This is a genomic window from Streptomyces sp. NPDC058459 (assembly GCF_042721685.1).
GTDB lineage: Bacteria > Actinomycetota > Actinomycetes > Streptomycetales > Streptomycetaceae > Streptomyces.
The window spans coordinates 1-19,781 of record NZ_JBHXLV010000121.1; the positions used below are offsets into that span (position 1 = coordinate 1).

At 70.7% G+C, this 19,781-nt stretch carries 13 protein-coding genes; 3 read left to right on the plus strand and 10 right to left on the minus strand.

Translation table 11 applies throughout. The features are described 5' to 3' along the window. The 9 genes from ACFWN1_RS21355 to ACFWN1_RS21395 form a co-directional block, all read right to left on the minus strand. A partial coding sequence (locus ACFWN1_RS21355) for a ThuA domain-containing protein (RefSeq protein ID WP_384364155.1) occupies nucleotides 1–1,292 on the minus strand: 1,292 nt, incomplete at its 3' end. Nucleotides 1,293–1,305: 13 nt separating this feature from the next. Further along, nucleotides 1,306–3,846: a PQQ-dependent sugar dehydrogenase gene (locus ACFWN1_RS21360; protein WP_384364157.1), complete on the minus strand. Its 2,541-nt coding sequence runs from the start codon at nucleotides 3,844–3,846 to the stop codon at nucleotides 1,306–1,308. Nucleotides 3,847–3,922: 76 nt separating this feature from the next. Then, nucleotides 3,923–4,921 (minus strand): sugar phosphate isomerase/epimerase family protein, encoded by a 999-nt coding sequence (locus ACFWN1_RS21365; RefSeq protein WP_384364159.1) that lies wholly within the window; start codon nucleotides 4,919–4,921, stop codon nucleotides 3,923–3,925. A gap of 26 nt (nucleotides 4,922–4,947) precedes the next feature. Further along, on the minus strand, nucleotides 4,948–6,138 hold the full coding sequence (locus ACFWN1_RS21370; protein ID WP_384364161.1) for a Gfo/Idh/MocA family protein: 1,191 nt from the start codon (nucleotides 6,136–6,138) through the stop codon (nucleotides 4,948–4,950). Nucleotides 6,139–6,199: 61 nt separating this feature from the next. Beyond that, nucleotides 6,200–7,252 (minus strand): substrate-binding domain-containing protein, encoded by a 1,053-nt coding sequence (locus tag ACFWN1_RS21375; RefSeq protein ID WP_384364163.1) that lies wholly within the window; start codon nucleotides 7,250–7,252, stop codon nucleotides 6,200–6,202. An 18-nt stretch (nucleotides 7,253–7,270) separates the two neighbouring features. Then, on the minus strand, nucleotides 7,271–8,290 hold the full coding sequence (locus ACFWN1_RS21380) for an ABC transporter permease (protein WP_384364165.1): 1,020 nt from the start codon (nucleotides 8,288–8,290) through the stop codon (nucleotides 7,271–7,273). After that, the gene (locus ACFWN1_RS21385; protein ID WP_384364167.1) at nucleotides 8,287–9,804 is read right to left on the minus strand and encodes a sugar ABC transporter ATP-binding protein; all 1,518 of its coding nucleotides are present in this window, start codon (nucleotides 9,802–9,804) and stop codon (nucleotides 8,287–8,289) included. The genes ACFWN1_RS21380 and ACFWN1_RS21385 overlap by 4 nt, the downstream gene beginning before the upstream one ends. Nucleotides 9,805–9,956: 152 nt before the next feature. Then, the gene (locus ACFWN1_RS21390; protein WP_384364169.1) at nucleotides 9,957–11,138 is read right to left on the minus strand and encodes an ROK family protein; all 1,182 of its coding nucleotides are present in this window, start codon (nucleotides 11,136–11,138) and stop codon (nucleotides 9,957–9,959) included. A 144-nt stretch (nucleotides 11,139–11,282) separates the two neighbouring features. Continuing rightward, nucleotides 11,283–12,254 carry a multicopper oxidase domain-containing protein gene (locus ACFWN1_RS21395; protein WP_384364177.1) on the minus strand — a complete coding sequence of 324 codons (972 nt, stop codon included), beginning with the start codon at nucleotides 12,252–12,254 and terminating at the stop codon, nucleotides 11,283–11,285. Between the two features lie 213 nt (nucleotides 12,255–12,467). Between ACFWN1_RS21395 and ACFWN1_RS21400 the strand changes: the two genes are divergently transcribed. The 3 genes from ACFWN1_RS21400 (at nucleotide 12,468) to ACFWN1_RS21410 (ending at nucleotide 18,818) form a co-directional block, all read left to right on the plus strand. After that, the gene (locus ACFWN1_RS21400; RefSeq protein ID WP_384364171.1) at nucleotides 12,468–14,945 is read left to right on the plus strand and encodes a ThuA domain-containing protein; all 2,478 of its coding nucleotides are present in this window, start codon (nucleotides 12,468–12,470) and stop codon (nucleotides 14,943–14,945) included. A 50-nt stretch (nucleotides 14,946–14,995) separates the two neighbouring features. Then, entirely contained in the window at nucleotides 14,996–17,140 is a 2,145-nt protein-coding gene (locus ACFWN1_RS21405; RefSeq protein ID WP_384364179.1) for an OmpL47-type beta-barrel domain-containing protein, read from the plus strand. A gap of 250 nt (nucleotides 17,141–17,390) precedes the next feature. Further along, the gene (locus ACFWN1_RS21410; protein WP_384364173.1) at nucleotides 17,391–18,818 is read left to right on the plus strand and encodes an alkaline phosphatase family protein; all 1,428 of its coding nucleotides are present in this window, start codon (nucleotides 17,391–17,393) and stop codon (nucleotides 18,816–18,818) included. A 10-nt stretch (nucleotides 18,819–18,828) separates the two neighbouring features. On the opposite strand, the gene ACFWN1_RS21415 is transcribed toward ACFWN1_RS21410, so the two are convergent. Beyond that, complete coding sequence (locus ACFWN1_RS21415) at nucleotides 18,829–19,713, minus strand: hypothetical protein (RefSeq protein ID WP_384364175.1); 885 nt, start codon at nucleotides 19,711–19,713, stop codon at nucleotides 18,829–18,831. Between the last annotated feature and the right edge of the window lie 68 nt (nucleotides 19,714–19,781).

Here is a 19,781-nt window from a genome sequence, read left to right on the forward strand (position 1 = left end):
TCACGGAACGACACCTGGTCGTCGGCCCCGTGGTTCTGGATGCCGATGTGGCCGTCGCGCAGGCTGCGGGCCGGGTCGGTGTTGGTGAAGTCGTTGACCTGGACTCCGTTGAGCCAGATGCGCAGCCGCTCGCCCTCCACCCGGATCTCGTAGGTGTTCCACTCCCCCGGCGGGTTCAGCGCACGGTCGCGCGCGGCCAGGTCGGCGGGCTGGAAGCCGTACACCGAGCCGGTGGTCTTCTCGGGCACGTCGGTCGCGTCGATCTGGACCTCGTAGCCGTTGTCCACGGCCGACCAGGGGTCGTCCGCGGGCGGGAAGCCCACGAACACGCCCGAGTTCCCGTCCCCGGCGATCCTCCAGTCGAGCTTCAGGGAGTACGAGGAGAAGCCGGCGTCGGCGTACCAGAGCAGGCCCATGCCGCCGGACGAGGTGAGCGTGCCGTCGTCGGCCAGGGTGAAGGAGCCCGGCCCGGCCTGCCGCCAGCCCTTCAGCGAGGTGCCGTCGAACAGGCGGCGGTAGCCGTTCTCCGGGCGGCAGTCGGCCTGTGCGGCGCCGGTGGCCCAGCGCAGGCCGCCGAGCAGGTGGGCGCGGAAGGCGGGGTCGGCGAAGGACTCGCGGGTGTGACCGCCGCCGGTGTAGAAGGCGCGGCCGCCCTGGTAGGTCTGGCACCAGGCGATCGGGTGGTCGCCGTTCATGGTGCCGCCCGCGTAGGACGACTCGTCCAGGGAGGCCAGGACGTGGGCGCGCTCGCGCGGGTTGGAGCGGTAGTTGTACCACTCGTCGGTGCGTTCCCACCGGCCGGGCAATTGCGCGGTGGCGGGGTGGGCGTGGTCCTCGACCACGACGGTGGCGGGCTGGATCGCCGGGTGTGAGGCGAACCAGGCTCCGGCGAGCCCGCCGTAGAACGGCCAGTCGTACTCGGTGTCGGCGGCCGCGTGGACGCCGACGTAGCCGCCGCCCTGGCGGATGTAGCGCTCGAAGGCGCGCTGCTGGCCGGGATCGAGGACGTCGCCGGTGGTGGAGAGGAAGACGACCGCGTCGTAGCGGCTCAGGTTACGGGTGGTGAAGGTGCTCGCGTCCTCGGTGGCGTCGACGGTGAGGCCGTCCGTGGCGCCGAGCTGCCGGACGGCGGCGATGCCGTCCGGGATGGAGTCGTGGCGGAATCCGGCGGTCTTGGAGAAGACCAGGACGCGGCCGTTCTCGGTGGGGCGCGCGGCGGACGGGCCGGTGACGGACCCGAGCAGGAGCGCGGCTCCCAGCGCGGCGGTGGTGAGCAGGCGTGTGGTGCGCATGGGGGGCCTCCGCTCAGCCGGTGGTGAAGGTGAAGTCGTCCACGTCGAAGAGGGCGCCGGAGCCGCCCTTGAAGACGAGGAAGAGCGTGGTCGTGGCCTTCGGCGCGCGGGACAGGCCGGCGCTCACGTCCTGGAACGTCTGCCAGCCGCCGGTCACCGGCACGGTGGCGGTGCCGAGGAGGGTGCCCCCCGCCGATCCGGCGCGGATCTCCAGCGTGCCGCCGACTCCGCCGGAGGAGATCCGAGCGGTGATCTTCTTGGCGTCGGCCAGCGCGTAGGGAGTGAAGGAGATCGAGTCGCCGTTGTCGATGTCGCCGACCGTCTTGCCTCCGTGGGCGGTGTCCTTGGACTGGAGGGTGACGCCGGAGGAGCCGGTGAAGTGCTCGGCCTGGCGGTGGCGGGGCTGGGTGACGTTCTGGTCGTGGGAGGTGAGGGAGGCCTGTCCGCCGCCTCCGTTGTCGGTGTACTCGGCGTCGAACACGCCGAAGATGTCCTCGTTCTCGTCGTGGCCGCCGTCGGCGCTGGTCTTGATGGTGCCGGAGCAGCCCTTGGCCGAGGTCAGCGGGTGGCCGTGGGTGTCGTGGCCGAGGATGAAGTTCACGGTGACCTTGGAGCAGTCGACGTTCTGACCGTCCTCGGGGTCGGTGACCTTCACGGTGAACGGGACGGCGTCACCGAAGCTGAACAGCTGTCCGTCCTGCGGGAGTTGCAGTGTGACGGTGGGTGCGGTGTTGCCCACGACGATGCGTACGGAGGCGCTGCCGGTGCGGCCGCCGGGGTCCTTGGCGGTCAGGGTGGCGGTGTAGGTGCCGTTCTTGCGGTAGGTGTGCGTGGGGTTGGCGGCGGTGGAGCTGGTGCCGTCGCCGAAGTCCCAGCGGTAGGTGAGGGTGTCGCCGTCCTGGTCGGTGGTGCCGGCGGAGGAGAAGCGGACCTTGAGCGCGGCCTGCCCGGACGTCTTGTCGGCGGCGGCACGGGCGGCCGGTGAGTGGCCGCCGGTGGCGTTCTCGATCCGGTACAGCGCGGAGTTGTCGTCGCCGCCGAACCAGGCGGTGCCGTAGTCCAGGACGTAGAGCGCGCCGTCGGGGCCGAAGGCCATGTCCATCACCTGGGTGCCGGTCCAGGGGAAGGCGTTGATCGACCGGACCGTGCCGTCGGCGCCGGTGTCGACGCGCTTGATCCAGCGGCGGCCGAACTCACCGGCGAAGAAGTTCCCGTCGTACGCCTCGGGGAACTTCACCGGGGAGTCCAGGGCGGGGTCGTAGTGGTAGACGGGGCCGCCCATCGGGGACTCGGAGCCGTCGCCGAACTCCGGTACGGAGGCGCCGTCGTAGGGCAGCCAGGCCGCCTGGGCCGGGGGCAGGTCGGTGAGGCCGGTGTTGTGGGGTGAGGTGTTCTTGGGGGCGGCGCAGTCGAAGGCCGCGCCGGAGGTCTTGGTGGCGAAGTCGTAGTCCACGTAGGCGTCGTTCTTGCCGGTGCAGTAGGGCCAGCCGAAGTTGCCGGGGCCGGTGACGCGGGCGAACTCGACCTGGCCGGCGGGGCCTCGGGCGGGGTCGGCGGCGCCGGCGTCGGGGCCGTAGTCGCCGACGTACAGGACGCCGGTTTCCTTGTCGACGCTGAAGCGGAAGGGGTTGCGGAAGCCCATGGCGTAGATCTCGGGGCGGGTCCTGGCGGTGCCGGGGGCGAAGAGGTTGCCGTCGGGGATGGTGTAGGTGCCGTCGGCGCCGACCTTGACGCGCAGGATCTTGCCGCGCAGGTCGTTGGTGTTGCCGGCGGTGCGCTGGGCGTCGAAGGCGGGGTTGCGGCCGGCGCGTTCGTCGATGGGGGTGAAGCCGTCGGACTGGAAGGGGTTGGAGTCGTCGCCGGTCGACAGGTAGAGGTTGCCGTCCTTGTCGAAGTCGATGTCCCCGCCGACGTGGCAGCAGATGCCGCGCGAGGTCGGCACTTCCAGGATGTTCTTCTCGCTGGCGGTGTCCAGGGTGCCGTCGGCCTTGAGGACGAAGCGGGAGAGCCGGTTCACGCCGTCGAAGCGGGCGAAGTCGGCGGCGGTACCGGTCTCGGGGGCGTCGCCGGGCGGGGTGTCCAGCGGGGGCGCGTAGTAGAGGTAGACGAACCGGTTGTCGGTGAAGTGCGGGTCGACGCCGACGCCCTGGAGTCCCTCCTCGTCGTGGGAGTACACGGCGAGCCTGCCCGCGATGCGGGTGGTACCGCCCGCGTCGGTGAGGCGGAGTTCGCCGTCGCGGGAGGTGTGCAGGACCGAGCGGTCGGGCAACACGGCGAGGCTCATCGGCTCGCCGACCTCCGCCTCGCCCCGGGCGAGGGTGACCTGCTCGAAGTTCTCGGCGGCGGCACCGCTCCGGTCAGCGGCGGCACCGCTCCGGTCGGCGGCGGCACCGCTCCGGTCAGCGGCGGCACCGCTCCGGTCGGCGGCGGCCGCGCCGGGGGCGGTGAGGGCTGGGGTGGCGCCGATGAGGAGCGCACCGCAGGCGAGGGCCAGGGCGGTGCGCAGGCGTGGCCGGCGGCTTGCGCTACCGGTAGGGCGGTTGTTCCCGTGCACGGATGCCTCCAGAAGAAGCGGGTTGTACGGGCGGGTGGGGGTGCGCCGGGATGCGCCGTCATCCCGGTGAGGAGCGTCAGTGGCCGAACGCCGCGTCGAACGAGGCCGACGGCGGGTCGAAGTCGTACGCCTTGAGGCGGGCCAGGGCTTCGGGGGCGCCCTGGAGCCGGTCCATGCCGGCGTCCTCCCACTCGACGGAGACGGGGCCCTGGTAGCCGATGGAGGCCAGCATCCGGAACACGTCCTCCCACGGGACGTCCCCATGCCCGGCCGAGACGAAGTCCCAGCCGCGGCGCGGGTCGCCCCAGGGCAGGTGGGAGCCGAGCCGGCCGTTGCGGCCGTCCAGGCGTTTGCGGGCCTCCTTGCAGTCCACGTGGTAGATCCGGTCCCGGAAGTCCCACAGGAAGCCGATCGGGTCCAGGTCCTGCCACACGAAGTGGGAGGGGTCGAAGTTCAGGCCGAACGCGGGCCGGTTCCCGATCGCGTCCAGGGCACGCCGGGTCGTCCAGTAGTCGTAGGCGATCTCGCTCGGGTGGACCTCGTGCGCGAACCGCACGCCCTCGGCGTCGAAGACGTCCAGGACGGGGTTCCAGCGCTCGGCGAAGTCCTCGTAGCCCCGCTCGATCATCGACTCGGGGGCGGGCGGGAACATGGCGACGAGGTGCCAGATCGCGGAGCCCGTGAAGCCGACGACGGTGTCCACACCGAAGGCCGCGGCCGCACGCGCGGTGTCCGCGATCTCGGCGGCCGCCCGCTGCCGTACGCCTTCCCCGTCGCCGTCGCCCCAGATCCGGGCGGGCAGGATCGCCCGGTGGCGTTCGTCGATGATGGCGTCGCACACCGCCTGCCCGACCAGGTGGTTGGAGATCGCCCAGCACTTCAGGCCGTACTTGTCGAGCAGGGCGTGCCGGGACGCGAGATAGCCGGGGTCGGTGAGCGCCTTGTCGACTTCGAAGTGGTCGCCCCAGCAGGCGAGTTCCAGCCCGTCGTAGCCGAAGTCGCGGGCCAGGCGGCAGACCTCCTCCAGCGGCAGGTCCGCCCACTGGCCGGTGAACAGGGTGAACGTACGTGGCATGGCGGGCCCTCCTCGAGAACACGGGTTCAGAACACGATGGGGGTGTAGACGGAGTTCTTCGCCGCGCTCTCCTCCACCGCGGCCAGCACCCGCTGGACCTCGAGGCCGTCGGCGAACGACGGGACGGGCTCACGGCCCTCGGCGATGGCGTGCACGAGGTCGCGGGCCTGGTGGACGAAGGTGTGCTCGTAGCCGAGGCCGTGGCCCGGCGGCCACCAGGCGTCCAGGTAGGGATGGTCGGGCTCGGTCACCAGGATGCGGCGGAAGCCCGCTCGTGTGCCCGGCTCGGTGCCGTCGTGGAAGGACAGCTCGTTGAGCCGCTCCAAGTCGAAGGCCAGGGAGCCTCGTTGACCGTTCAGCTCGATCCGCAGGGCGTTCTTGCGTCCGGTGGCGTACCGCGTCGCCTCGAACGAGGCCAGCGCGCCGGAGGTGAACCGGCCGGTGAACACGGTGGCGTCGTCCACCGTGACCGGTCCCCCGCCGCCCCCGGGCAGGGGCCGTGTGCGGACGAAGGTCTCGGTGAGCGCGGACACTCCGGCGAGCTTCTCCCCCGCCAAGTACTGGGCGACATCGATGACATGGGCTCCCAGGTCGCCGAGGGCGCCCGAGCCGGCCGCCTCCTTGCGCAGCCGCCAGGTCAGCGGGAACTCCGGGTCCACCAGCCAGTCCTGGAGGTAGCTCACCCGGACATGGCGCAGGGTGCCGAGCCGCCCCTCGGTGATCATCCGCCGGGCGAGGGCGACGGCGGGCACCCGGCGGTAGTTGAAGCCGACCATGGCCAACTGGCCGCGCTCGTGCGCCTCTTGTGCCGCGCGGGCCATCGCCTCCGCCTCCTCGACGGTGTTGGCCAGCGGCTTCTCGCACAGCACATGCTTGCCGGCCGCGAGCGCGGCGAGCGCGATCTCCGCATGGCTGTCGCCGGGGGTGCAGATGTCGACGAGGTCGACGTCGTCGCGGGCGATCAGCGCGTGCCAGTCCGTCTCGGTGGCGGCCCAGCCGTGCCGCTCGGCGGCGGACCGTACCGCGTCGGGGTCGCGGCCGCACAGCACGGACAGAACCGGTTCGCGGGGCAGTTCGAAGACGCGGCCGGCCGTGCGCCAGCCCTGGGAGTGGGCGGCGCCCATGAAGGCGTACCCGACCATCCCGATGCGCAACGGCGGCCTGCCCTGAGGACCGGGCCCGGTCCTCTCCCCTGCTGAACGCTGCGGCTGTGCCATGCGGTGGGTCCTCTCCTCGTCCTCGTACGGGGTGGCGCCGTGCGGGTGGGGCGGGGGCCGGTCACCGGAAGCCGGTGGGCATGTACCGGTCGACGTTGTCCTTGTCGACGACGGCGGAGTAGAGCGTGACGGACGCCGGGATCTCGTACTCGGCCATACCGCCCACGCCCTTGCTCTGGCCGAGGGCGCGGGCGAGGTCGATGGCGGAGGCGGACATGGTGGGCGGGTAGAGGACGGTCGCCTTCAGTACGCCGTCGTCGCGCTTGATGGCCTGGAACGCGGAGAGCGCGCCGGCGCCGCCGACCATGAGGAAGCCGTCCCGGCCCGCCTGTTGCACGGCCCGCAGCGCGCCCACGCCCTGGTCGTCGTCGTGGTTCCACAGGGCGTCGAACTTGCGCTGCGCCTGCAGGAGCTGGGACATCTTGGCCTGGCCGGACTCCACGGTGAAGTCGGCTGCCTGGCGGGCCACCTTGCGGATGTTGGGGTAGTTCTTCAGGGCGTCGTCGAAGCCCTTGGTCCGCTGCTTGGTCAGCTCCAGGTTGTCCAGGCCGGCCAGTTCCACGACCCGGGCGTCCGGGGTGTCCTTGAGCTTCTCGCCGATGTAGTGGCCGGCGCTCAGGCCCATGCCGTAGTTGTCGCCGCCGATCCAGCAGCGGTACGCCTGGGGGGTGTTGAAGACGCGGTCGAGGTTGACGACCGGGATGCCGGCCCGCATCGCCTTCAGACCGACCTGGGTGAGCGCCTTGCCGTCGGCGGGGAGCACCACCAGGACGTCGACCTTCTTGTTGATCAGGGTCTCGATCTGCCCGATCTGGGCGGCGGTGTCGTTGGAGCCCTCGGTGATCTCCAGCGAGACGTCGGAGTACGTGCCGGCGCGGCGCTTGGCGTTGTCGTTGATGGCGTTGAGCCAGCCGTGGTCGGCCTGCGGGCCGGCGAAGCCGATGGTGACGTGCTTGCCGGGCTTGGCGGCGGCGGGCTTGTCCTCGGCGGCCGTCCGCTCCTCCTTCGGCTCGTTGCTCGTGCAGCCGGTGAGGAAGGCGCCGGCGCCCACGGCGGCGGTCCCGAAGAGAAGCCCTCTGCGGCTGGTGAGGGGTGTCGGTGCGGTCGGTCGCATGGCGGTGAAACCCTTTCCTCAGGCGGTGCTCGCGGTACGGCGCTGGACCAGCACGGCGGCGACGATGATCGCGCCCTTGGCGATCTGCTGGACGTCGCTCTGCAGGTTGTTCAGGGCGAAGATGTCGGTGATCGTGGTGAAGATCAGCACGCCCAGCACGGAGCCGGTGATGGTGCCCCGGCCGCCGCTGAGCAGCGTGCCGCCGATGATGGCGGCGGCGATGGCGTCGAGTTCGTAGAGGTTGCCGTTGGTGTTCTGGCCCGAGCCGGCCAGGATGATCAGCAGGAAGGCCGCGATGCCGCAGCACAGCCCGGAGAGCAGGTAGAGGTAGAGGCGCTGGCGGCGTACGTCGATGCCGGCGAGGCGGGCCGCCTCCGCGTTGCCGCCGACGGCGACGGTGCGGCGGCCGAAGGTGGTGCGGTTAAGGGCCAGCCAGCCGATGACGGTGACGAGGGCGAACACCAGGACCAGCGGCGGGATGCCGAGGACATAGGAGTCGCGCTCGCCGAGGCTCAGCACCGAGTCGATGGTGACGATCTGCGTGCGCCCGTCGGTGATCAGGAGGGCGAGCCCGCGCGCCGAGGCCAGCATGGCCAGGGTGGCGATGAACGGGACCACTCCGCCGTAGGCGACGAGCAGGCCGTTGACCAGGCCGCAGCCCACGCCGACGGCGACCGCGGTGAAGAGGATGCCGGCGAACCCGTACTCCTGGGTCGCCACCGTGGTCGCCCACACCGAGGCGAGGGCGACGATCGCGCCGACGGACAGGTCGATGCCGCCGGAGGTGATGACGAAGGTCATGCCGACGGTGACGACACCGATCACGGACGCCTGGGTGAGGACGAGCTGGAGGTTGCGGGTGTCGAGGAACTCGTCCGGCTTGGTGACCCCGCCGATCACGACGAGGACGGCGAGGACGCCGAGCAGGGAGAGGGTACGGACGTCGGCGCGGGCCGTGAGCGTGCGCCAGGCGGGGGGCCGCGCGGTCGCGGGCGCCTTGCCGCTGTCGTACCGGGGCGGGGAGACGGGCTGCGTCATGACGCCGGGCTTCCTTCCATGACGAGGTCGAGTACGCGGTGCTCGTCGAGTTCGCGGGCGGGTGCCTCGTGCACGACGTGGCCCTCCCGCAGCACCAGGACACGGTCGGCGAGGCCGAGCACCTCGGGGACCTCGCTGGAGACCAGCAGGACGGCGAGGCCCTCGTCGGCGAGTCGGCGGACCACGGCGTACAGCTCGGCGCGGGCGCCGACGTCCACGCCACGGGTGGGCTCGTCGAGCAGCAGCACCCGGCAGCCGCGCAGCAGCCAGCGGGCCAGGACGGCCTTCTGCTGGTTGCCGCCGGAGAGGGTGCGGACGGGGACGGCGGGGTTGTCGGGGCGCAGGGACAGCTCCCGGGTCGCGGCACGGGCCGCGCCCAGCTCGGCGCTCCGGTCGATCCAGCCCGCGTGCGCGAAGCGGGACAGGGTGGACACCGAGACGTTGCGGGTGACGGACTCCAGCATGAGCAGGGCCTGCGCCTTGCGCTCCTCGGGGGCCAGCCCGATGCCCGCGCGCACGGCGGCCCGTACGCTGCCGGGGCGTACCGGGCGGCCGTCGACCAGGACGTGCCCGGTGTCGGGCTTACGGGCGCCGTAGACCGTCTCCAGGATCTCGGAGCGGCCGGAGCCGACGAGGCCCGCGATCCCGACGATCTCGCCCGGCCGGACCACGAGGTCGAGCGGGGCGAACTCTCCGCTGCGGGACAGCCCCCGGACCTCCAGCACGGGTGTGTCGGGCGGCGGTCCGGCGGGGCGCGCCGGAAAGACGTACTCGACGTCGCGCCCCGTCATCAGGGTGACGACCTCGCGGGTCGGGGTGGTCTTCGCGGGCAGGCCGCGTGCCACCGCCCGGCCGTCCTTCAGCACGGTCACGCGGTCGCCGATGCGGCGGATCTCGTCCAGCCGGTGCGAGATGTAGACGACGGCGACGCCTTCGGCGGTGAGCCCGGTGACCACCCGGAAGAGGTTGTCGACCTCGTCGGGATCGAGCGCGGCGGACGGCTCGTCCATCACGATGAGCCGTACGTCGTGCGACAACGCCCGCGCCATGGAGACGATCTGCTGCTGCGCGGCGGACAACTCCCCCACCAGCCGGCCCGGTTGGATCTCGGTGTGGCCGAGCCGGCGCAGCAGCGCGGCCGTCGAGGCGCGTGCCGTGCGCCGCCGTACGACGAATCCGGCCCGGGTGGGCTCATGGCCCAGGTGGACGTTCTCGGCGACCGACAGGTGTTCCACCAGGTCGAGTTCCTGGTAGATGGTGGCGATACCGAGGCGCATCGCCACCAGGGGCGAGCGGAGGGTGACGGGTTCGCCGCGCCAGTGGAGGGACCCGGTGTCGGGCTGGTGGGCACCGGCCAGGACCTTGATGAGGGTGGACTTGCCCGCGCCGTTCTGGCCGAGCAGGCAGTGGACCTCGCCCTCCCGTACGTCGAGGTCGACGCCGTCCAGGGCCCGGACACCGGGGAACGCCTTGGTGATGCCGGTCATGCTGAGCAGTGGTGGTTCTGGTGCCATGTGTTCCCCCTCGGCGGGCGTGCGGGCCTGTTTCAGGGCGGTACGCCGACGGGTCGGGCGGACCTGGGCAGAGCGGAGTGGTGCGGGCGGTGCGGTTTTTCCGTCGCGCTGTTCCTACGGCCGGTCCGGCCGGATGGTGCCGGACGGCGCGCTCACGCCGGGGAGAACAGGTGGTCGCTGATGAGGCGGGCGCCGCCGATGACTCCGGCGGTCTGGCCCAGTTCACCGAGCACGATCGGCAGGTTGCCGGTCGCGAGCGGCAGGGACTGGCGGTAGACCTGGGTGCGGATCGCGGCGAGCAGGGTGTGGCCGAGGCCGGTCACCCCGCCGCCGATCACCACGAGGCCGGGGTTGAAGAAGCTGACCAGGCCGGCGATGACCTGGCCGGTGCGGGTGCCGCCCTCCCGGATGAGGTCGAGCGAGACGGTGTCGCCGGCGGCGGCCGAGGCGGCGATGTCGACGGCGCTGAGGGTGCCGTGCGTCTCCAGCCGGGAGGCGAGTTCGGCCGAGAGTCCCTGGGTGGCCGCCTCCAGGGCGTCGCGGGCGAGCGCCGCGCCGCTGAAGTGGGCCTCCAGGCAGCCTCGGTTGCCGCAGGCGCAGGCACGGCCGTCGGGTACGGCCTGGATGTGCCCGATGTCGCCCGCGCTGCCCGTGGCTCCCCGGTGGACCTCGCCGCCGACGACGATGCCGCAGCCGATGCCGGTGCCGATCTTGACGCAGAGGAAGTCGCCGACGGAACGGGCGACCCCGGCGTGCTGCTCCCCCATCGCCATCAGGTTCACGTCGTTGTCGGCCATGACGGGGCAGCCGAGTTCCTGGCTGAGCGCCTCCCGCACGGGGAAGCCGTCCCAGCCCGGCATGATCGGCGGTGCGACCGGTATCCCCTCCGGGAAGCGGACGGGGCCCGGTACGCCGATGCCGGCGCCGTCGAACCCCTCCGCCAGCCCGGAGGACCGGAGTTTGGCCGCCATGGCGAGGACGTGCTCGAAGACCGCGACCGGGCCTTCGCGTACGTCCAGCGGCTGGTTGAGATGGCCCAGCACCTCGAGTTCGGCGTTGGTGACGGCGACGTCGACCGAGGTCGCGCCGATGTCGATGCCGAGGAAGCGCAGGTTGGGGGCGAGCCGGAGGTTGTGGGAGCGGCGCCCGCCGCGCGAGGCGGCGAGTCCGTCGGCCACGATCAGTCCCGTCCGGAGGAGGCGGTCCACCTCCACGGCCAGCTTGGACCGGGACAGTTCGACCTGGTCCCCCAGCTGAGCACGGGAGTTGGGACCTCCGTCGCGCAACAGGCGGAGCAGCCGGGCCTGGTGGGCGTTGGCGGGTCGTGCCGTCATGCGTCTCACGAATCCCTCCCCGCCTCGGTACCGGACGTCCGTCGCGTTCTTTCGAGGGGAACGTAGCAGTGGCTGCCGGGGCTGGGAAGAAGTAGCGCGGGAATTCGTGCCGACTTTCTCCACTCGCAGGACAAAGGCCGGGCATCAGTGGGCGTGGTGGGCCGCGGCGTGGTGTCCCGTGTGGCCCGGCACGGTGCCGTCGGGTTTCGCCACCAGGAGCAGGCCGGCCATTCCCATGTCGGAGTGGCTCTGGACGTGGCAGTGGTACATCCAGGCGCCCGCGCCGACGTGTTCGCCGGCGATGATCTGGAAGCCGAAGGAGTCGGCCGGGCCGGTGATCTTGTTGTCGATGACGCGGCTGGGGTCGTCGGGGCCGGTCAGCAGGCCGGTACGGTTGTCGGCCCAGCGGTGACCGTGCAGATGGAAGGTGTGGTAGTACTCGCCGTGCGTGATCATGATGATCTCGACCCGGTCGCCCACGGTGGCCTCGAAGTTCGGGGTCTCCCCCGTCGCCCTGTTGTTGATCGTCATGTCGTTGAAGACGATCGTGAACTGCTTGTCCGGCAGGATGTCGCCCTTCCGGCGCACGACGACCGGACCGTACAGGCCCTTGCGGATGCCGCCCGTTCCGTGGTCGGTGCCCACGACATGGTCGTGGTAGTGCCAGTAACCGGCGCTGCCCGCCTGCCAGGTGCCGTCCTTGCGGCGGCCGGGTGCGTGGGTGCGCCAGGTGTAGGTGCGGGTGCCGCCCGGTTCGACGTGGCTGTTCGTCATCCGGGTGCCGTCGTTGGCGATGTCGTAGTCGACGCCGTGGACGTGCAGGCTGGCGTCGACGTCGGTGGCGTTCTCGAACTCGATGTGCAGGGTGTCGCCCTCGACCAGTTCGATGAGCGGGCCCGGCACGGTCGCCTTGCCCTTCTCCAGGCCGTAGCCGAGCTGGCCGCCCGGCAGTTTCTCGGCGTAGAGCTTGAGGTGGCGCACCTGGCCGCCGGCCGGGGCGGTGGGCGGGGCGGGTTCCGCCGCCGAGGGGGCCGAGGCCACCGTCAACGTCGCCGTGCCGGTGGCGGCGACCACACCGCCGGCCAGCAGCCGTCGCCCGAAAGTCCTTCTGTCCAGAGCCATACCGGTCTCTCCAGTGCTGTGAGGAGTGCTGTGAGGAGACGGGCGGGGAGCGGGAGTCCCCGTGGGGACGGCCACGGTAGAGCCGCGGCCCCCGTTTATCCACACCCAGGACAAAGTTGGTGAGATTCCGTCCGTTGGTATTGGCGGTTCGTCGAAAGGCGTCTAGCTTCTGGCGCTGTTGCTGAGACCACGGAGGGTGGGTGACCCATGCAGAGCGCACCACATCACCGGTCGAGATCCCGGCGGGCGGCGGCGTCGGCCCTGGCGGCCGGAGCCCTGGCGGCATCCCTGCTGAGCGGCGGTACCGCCGCCACGGCCAGTCCGTACCCGGAACCGAAGGCGTCGGCGCTGCCCTCGCCGCCAGGTGGCAAGAACGTCAAAGTGCTCGTCTTCCACGCCTCGGCCACCGAGGAGTCACCGACCGTGGACGCGGGCATCGAAGCCGTGGAGTCGATCGGGCTGACCGGTCCCGCGGACCAGCGCTTCAAGACCGTGGCGACCGACGACGCCTCGGTGTTCACCAATGAGAAACGGCTCGGCACCTTCAACGCGGTGGTGTTCCTGACCGGCGGTGGCGATGTCCTCGACCCCGAGCAGGAGGCGGGACTTGAGGCGTATCTGAAGGCCGGCGGCGGCTTCCTGGGCATCCATGACGCGGCCCGGACGGAGCCGTACTCCGACTGGTTCACCGGCCTGATCGGTGCCCGCCCGGCGACTTCCAGCCCGGCCGCCGTGCAGCGGGCCACCGTCGAGATCCCCGACCGGAGTCATCCGGCCACGAAGGACCTGCCGCTGGAGTGGAAGCGCCCGGACCAGTGGTTCAACTGGGCGAGCAACCCGACCGGCAAGGTGCACACCGTCGCCAAGGTCAGGGAGAGCAGCTACCGGCCGGGAACCGGGGCGAACGGCGTGGACCACCCGGTCTCCTGGTGCCGCGACTACTCCGGCGGCCGGTCCTTCTACACCGCGATGGGCGGCACGGTCGAGTCGTTCGCGGAGACCGACTTCCGTGACCATCTGCGGGGCGCGCTGCTCTGGACGACCCGGCTCTCCCGCGCCGACTGCAAGGCGACCATCGACGCCAACTACTCGGCGGTGCGCGTCACCCAGCCGAACCAGCCCGGTCAGCAGGACCAGATCGGCGAGCCGCACGGCATGGTCGTGGCGCCCGACGGACGGGTGCTGTACATCGGCAGAGGCGGCGGGGTGAACGGCGCCCCGGTCGTCACCGACTGGAACAACCCCGACATCGGCAAGGGCGTCGGCCAGATCCACATCTACGACCCCGCCACGAGGAAGGTGACGCTCGCGGGCGCCCTGACCGTCTTCGGCAACAAGGGCGGCGGTGACGAACTCACCAAGGTCGAGGAGGGGTTGCTCGGCATCGAGCTGGACCCCGGCTTCGAGTCCAACGGCTGGGTGTATCTGCACTACACCCCGCACTCCGGCCTCGACCGTGACAAGCAGATCGCCGAACGCCGCGTATCGCGCTTCACGTTGGACCGCACCACGAACAAGCTCGACCTGGCCTCGGAGAAGGTCCTGCTCAAGTGGTCTGTTCAGGTGCACAGTTGCTGCCACGCGGGCGGCGGGATGGCCTGGGACTCCAAGGGCAACCTGTACATCGCCACCGGCGACAACAACTCGTCCGGCTTCAGCGACGGTTACTCGGGCAACAACCCGCAGCCCAACTACAAGGGCCTCTCCTTCGCCGACGCCCGCCGCACCGCCGGCAACACCCACAACCTCAACGGCAAGATCCTGCGCATCCACCCGGAGCCGGACGGCACGTACACCCTGCCCGAGGGCAACCTCTTCACCGGCAAGGAGCAGGACGAGGGCGGCGGCAAGACCCGCGGCGAGATCTATGTGATGGGCGTCCGGAACCCCGCCCGGATCTCCGTCGACAAGAAGACCGACATCCTGTACGCGGGCTGGGTCGGCCCCGACGCGGGCGCGCCGAGCACCACCTGGGGACCGGCCAAGTACGACACGTTCGCCGCGATCACCAAGGCGGGCAACCACGGCTGGCCGTTCTGCATGGGCAACAAGCAGCCCTACCGCGACCGCAGTCTGCCGGACCCGACGAAGCCGCTGGGCTGGTACGACTGCGCCGCGCCGAAGAACGAGTCCCCGAACAACGACGGCCTGGTGAACCTGCCGCCCGTCACCGGCAACACCATCTGGTACTCCCCGCAAGGAGGCGCCCCCGACTTCCCGCGCGACGCGGCGGGCGTGCCCAGCTACAAGAACGAGGAGGCCACCTACCTCCTGCCGTGGCTCAAGGGCGGCGGCCAGGCCACCATGGACGGCCCGGTCTACCGCTACGACGCGGCGACGGCGGGCGCGAACGCGTGGCCGCGCTACTGGGACGGCAAGTGGTTCGTCGGTGACTTCTACGACGCGGACAACCCGCGCCACGCGGTGCTCACCGACCCGAAGACGGTCGGCAAGGGCGGCCTGCCGGTCACGGCGGCGTCGCTGAAGAAGATCATCCCGGTCGGACAGGGCGGCATCCGCAACCTGATGGACTGGAAGTTCGCGCCGGACGGTTCACTCTACGTCCTCGACTACGGCCGCGGCTTCTTCACCTCCGACTCCCAGTCCGCGCTGTGGCGCGTGACGTACACCGGCGGCGAGGCCACTCCCGCCGCTGAGGATCTGGCCAGGAAGGCGGCACAGTGAGACATCGACCTCTGCGCCTGTACACCGCGCTGCTGGGCGCGCTGCTGCTGATGCTGGGGCTCACCTCGACGACCGCCTACGGACGTGACGGCGAGCGCGCTGCGGCGGCCCAGGTGCTGACGTGGACGGCGAGTTCCGGCACCGACCGGTACGCGAGTTCCCCGACGACGGCGGTGGCCGGCGCGGCGACCCTCGTCTTCGAGAACAGCACCGCGACCGGCAATGACACCGGCATGCCGCACACGCTGACCTTCGACGTGTCGGACCCCGAGTACAACCACGACGTGCCGGTGAACATCCTGGCCAACCCCGGCGACGACAGCGGCGGCCGGCACACCGTCGACGTGACGCTGACGCCCGGCCGGTACCGCTACTTCTGCAGCATCCCCGGCCACAGCCGGATGCAGGGCATCCTCACGGTGACCGAGCCCGGCGGCGAGGACACCACGGCGCCGACGGCCTCGGCGAAGGTCGAGGGACAGCGGAACGCCGACGGCGCCTATGTCGGTTCGGCCAGGGTCACGGTGTCCGCGTCGGACGACGCGTCCGGCGTGAAGTCGGTCGAGTACGCGATCGGGGCGGACGGCCCGTGGCAGGCGTACACCGCTCCGGTGGTCGTCGACCAGGTCGGCTCGCACACCCTGCGCTACCGCGCCACCGACCAGGCGGGCAACGTGGCCGCCGAGAAGTCCGTGACCTTCAGCGTGGTCGCTCCGCCGACGGACGACACCACCGCCCCGGAGACCTCCGCGACGGTGAGCGGCGAGAAGGACGCCAACGGCGACTATCTGACGATGGCCACGGTCACCGTGACCGCCTCGGACACCGGGTCGGGCGTCAACACCATCGAGTACGCGCTCGGCGCGGACGGCTCCTGGCAGCCGTACACCGCGCCCGTGATGGTGCACGAGGTCGGCTCGCACACCGTGCGCTACCGGGCGACCGACAGGGCCGGGAACGCGGCGGCCGCGAAGTCCGTTGCCTTCACCGTGGTGGCGCCGCCGGCGCAGGACACGACCGCGCCGGATACCTCGGCGACCATCGACGGCACCAGGAACTCGAACGGCGCGTACGTCACGAGCGCCAAGGTCACCGTCAACGCCTCGGACTCCGCGTCCGGGGTGGCCCGGGTCGAGTACTCCCTCGACGGGGGCCCGTACCTGGCGTACTCCGCCGCCGTGATCGTGGACCGGCTCGGCTTCCACACGGTGGCGTACCGGGCGACGGACAAGGCGGGGAACACCTCCGCGGCCAAGAGCGTGACCTTCACCGTCGCACAGGGCGGTGGCGTCCCGGCGCCCAGTTGCCCCGAGTTCGACGAGCGGCTGACGGTCATCGTGGGCACCGTCGACACGGGTGTGCCGAACCGGCTGACCCGTAGCCGGTGCACGATCAACGAGCTGATCGAGGACGAGAAGGACTGGTCGTCGCAGGCGCTGTTCCTCAAGCACGTCGACGGCGTGCTCGACCGGCTGCTGGCGGACGCGGTCATCGACCAGCGCGAGTTCGACAAGATCACCAAGGCCGCCAGGCAGTCGAAGATCGGCAAGCCCGGCCAGACCACCGGGTACCGCGATCTGTTCGACGGCACCCCGGCGTCGCTGGCGAAATGGGAGCAGGTCGGCGGCGGGAAGTTCACGCTGACCGGCGACGGCGCCCTCACCAGCAGTACGACCGTGCCGGGCCTGGGCATGCTGTGGTTCCCGGAGCGCAAGTACGGCGACTTCTCGCTGAAGCTCCGGTTCCGCGACGACGCCCCGGGCACGGGCAACGCCAACAGTGGTGTCTTCATCCGGTTCCCCAACGTCCACAACCACCCCGAGGAGTCCCGCCCCGAGTGGGTCGCCATCAACTACGGGCACGAGATCCAGATCCTGGACAGCCCCACCGGCGACATGTACAAGACGGGCTCGGTCTACGGCTTCGACCGGGTGGGCCTGGGCGGTGCGGGTGTCACCCCGAAGGGCACCTGGAACGACTACGAGATCCGCGCGGAGGGCCAGCACTTCACGATCCTGCGCAACGGTGTCGTCATCAACGAGTTCGACAATGCCGGCGGCCAGGTCTTCACCCCGCCCCGCGCGGGTGACCCCGGCACCGACGGCCGGCGCTACGCGACGGGCTACATCGGGCTCCAGGTGCACAGCACGACGGACGTGATCTCGTACCGTGACATCCGGATCAAGGAGTTGTAGGCGACAGGACCCCGGGCCCTCACCGCGAAGGCGGTGGGGGCCCGTTCCTTGAACGGGCGGCAACTCCTCTGCAACCTGCGGGCATTGCCGGTCATGAGCTGGTCAAGCCGTTCCCGCTCGTTGGCCACATGTTCACCGCCGTCCCCTGACACGTCCCGCCGGGAGAGGCGGAGAGTGAGTGGCGGTCCGGCCCGCCGACCGGGCCCGACTTCCGCCGGAGCGCCCTCACCGCGCTCGAGAAGGGACCGTGATGGCCGAGTTGACGCGTCGTAGAGTCCTGGGTTCGGCCGCGGGTGCGCTGGGTGGCGCCGCGTCCTTGTCCCTGCTTCCGCCGAGCGTCCAGAGGGCCGTCGCCGCCGGGCCGCCCAGGGGCGGTTCGCTGCGCGACATCGAGCATGTCGTCCTGCTGATGCAGGAGAACCGGTCGTTCGACCACTACTTCGGCACCCTCTCCGGTGTCCGCGGCTTCGCCGACCCGCACGCCCTCACGCTGGAGAGCGGGCGCAGCGTCTTCTACCAGCCGGACGCGCAGAACCCCAAGGGCTATCTGCTGCCCTTCCACCTCGACACCCACTCCTCCAGCGCGCAGGCCATCCCGTCCACCAGCCACGCCTGGTCCGTGCAGCACCAGGCGTGGAACGGCGGCAGGATGGACCAGTGGCTGCCCGCCCACCGCGCCGCCGACGGTGTCAACGGCCCTTATGTGATGGGGTACTACACACGGGAGGACATCCCGTTCCAGTTCGCGCTGGCCGAGACGTTCACCGTCTGCGACAACTACTTCTGCTCGGTGTTCGGGCCGACCTGGCCCAACCGGCTGATGTGGATGACCGGTTCGATCGACCCCGGCGGCATACTGGGCGGTCCGGTCATCAAGAACTCGGCGCCCACGCCGTACCGCTGGAAGACGTACGCCGAGCGGCTCCAGGCGGCCGGGGTCAGCTGGAAGGTGTACCAGCAGGACGACGACTACGGCTGCAACATGCTGGAGCAGTTCGCCGCGTTCAAGAACGCCGTCCCCGGTTCCGAGCTGTATGAGCGCGGGGTGCGGCCGCAGCCCGAGGGCACCTTCGAGGACGACGCCCGCAACGACCGGCTGCCGGCCGTGTCCTGGATCATGCCGACCAGTCACCAGTCGGAGCACCCCGACTATCTCCCGGCGGCGGGGGCGGACTTCGTCGCGTCGAAGATCGAGGCGATCGCGTCCGACCCTGAGGTGTGGCGCAAGACCGCGTTCATCCTCAACTACGACGAGAACGACGGTCTGTTCGACCATGTGCCGCCGCCGGTGCCGCCCGCGGGGACGCCGGACGAGTTCGTGCGGGGGCTGCCCGTCGGGGGTGGCTTCCGGGTGCCGGCGATCATCATCTCACCCTGGACCGTGGGTGGCTGGGTCGCCTCGGAAGCGTTCGACCACACCTCGGCGCTGCGGTTCCTGGAGCAGTTCACCGGGGTGGCGGAGCCCAACATCAGCGACTGGCGGCGCAGCACTTTCGGCGACCTCACCAGCGCCTTCCGTTTCAGCTCGGCCCAGCCGCGGCCGCCGCGTCTCCCGGACGACACGGCGGAGCAGCTGGAGAAGGCGAAGGAGGAGGTGGCCACGCTGCCGAAGCCGGTGCTGCCCGGCGCGGACCAGACGTTCCCGCGCCAGGAGCACGGGCGCCGGCCGCGCGTGTGAGAGGCGGGTCTCAGGCAGGTGTGCACATGGCGGTCCCGGGCCGCAGCCCGGTGTCGATTCCGGACTGGCCGTTCTTCAGAATGATGCTGCAGGTCTTACGGTCGGTCAGTCCCGGCAGGCGATACCATTTGTCGCTCAGTTTCAGCGACATCCACATCTTCTGGTCGGCCGGCGGCGACTGGTAGAGCTCCATTCCGCCGACTTTCGCGGGAATTCGGTTCAACTGGGAGACGAGGCAGGCGCCGTCGGACTTGCGCCGGCCCGAGATGATGCCGATGGCCTGCTGTCCGTCGCCCGATACGACAGCGGCGCCGCTGTCGCCGGGCAGGCAGCCGAAGTCGAGTCTGATGTAGCCGAAGGTGTCGGCGGCGAACCCCGCACCCCGTGGCGCCGTGTTGGTGCTCTGAACCGTCCCACAGGCTTTGGGACTGACACCTCCGAAACGGCAGACCACTGATCCGACGTTCGCCGTCCCGATGGAAAGCGGGTGTGAGGTCGCGCTCGTGTCCCGATTGCTCCACGTACTCCGGTTGTCCCAGTCCGCGCGGAAGTAGTTCGCGCTGACGAGCTCGTTTCCGTTCGGCAGACTGGTGGTTCCCACGACGTTGTAACCTGTGTTGACAACCTCGAAGTCGGCGTCCGCGTTCGAGGAGAAGAGAACGTGTCCGGGCGTGTCGCAGTGTCCTGCGGAAATGAGTCCCACAGTGCCGGGTGCCCCGCCGTAGTTCTGCACGGCGAAAGCCGCTTCGCAGTTGGTACCACCGGCAGGAAGAGTGACCTCCGCCTCGGCGACTTCGAGGTCGTCGGCTTGAGCGAGCGGTGAGATCGCGCTCGCCGCGACCACGGTGGCCGCTATGAGCGCGGCCCGCACGATTTTGCGGTGCTTGAACGGCACAGGTGCTCCTGATCACTACAGAAGAAGAGGTGGCACAGCGTTGTGGGGCGGCCGGGGGGGGGGGCGGC